Source organism: Microbacterium sp. zg.Y909 (assembly GCF_024626565.1).
The window spans coordinates 1-818 of sequence record NZ_JANJFJ010000712.1 but is presented as its reverse complement, the minus strand read 5'-3'; the positions used below and the strand labels follow the sequence as shown (position 1 = coordinate 818).

Genomic DNA, 818 nt, shown 5'->3' with positions numbered 1-818 from the left:
AGCGCTGCAGCGACAGGAACAGCACGAGCACGGGGATCGAGGCCAGCACCGCTCCGGCGGCGAAGAGCCCCCAGTTCGACGAGAGCTGGTTGGACACCCACTGGTACATGCCGACCGCGAGGGTCCACTGATCCTCGGAGACGAGCACGATCTTGGCGATGATGAAGTCCGCGAATGCCGAGATGAACGCCAGCAGCGCGACGACGGCGAGGATGGGCGTCACCAGCGGGATGATCAGCTGCCAGAAGATCTGCGCGTGTGTGGCGCCGTCGATCTTGGCGGACTCGTCGATCTCCATCGGGATCGTGTTGAAGAACCCGTACATGAGGAAGGTGTTGGCTCCCAGCGCGCCGCCGAGGTAGACGCAGATCAGGGCGATCTTGGAGTTGAGGCCGAGGGCGGGGATGACCTCGCCGAGGGTCAGCAGCATGATGAAGATCGCGACGAACGCCAGCGCCTGCGGGAACATCTGCACGATGAGCAGCGTGGTCAGTCCCACCCGGCGACCCGAGAACCGGAACCGCGAGAACGCGTAGGCCGCCGCGGCGCCCATGATCACCGCGCCGATCGACGAGATGCCCGCGACGATCAGGGTGTTGCCGGCCCAAGCCCAGTACTTGGTGTCGGCCAGCGCCAAGTAGTTGGACAGGTCGAATGCGCTGAAGAGCGCGTTCGCCGCAGAGAGCGTGCCCCGCGGGTTGAGCGAAGCCGACAGCACGTACACCAGCGGGAAGGTGGCGTAGAAGATGATCGCGATCGCGACGAGGTACTTCCAGCCCACCTCGACGAACCAGCGCCGGCGCTGGCCGGGGGGGGGG

1 protein-coding gene is annotated in these 818 nt (G+C 65.8%); it reads right to left on the bottom strand.

Translation table 11 applies throughout. The annotated features are described in order from the left end of the window. Nucleotides 1-818: sugar ABC transporter permease (locus NQ160_RS24325; RefSeq protein WP_257517529.1), on the bottom strand; the 818-nt coding region annotated here is incomplete at both ends.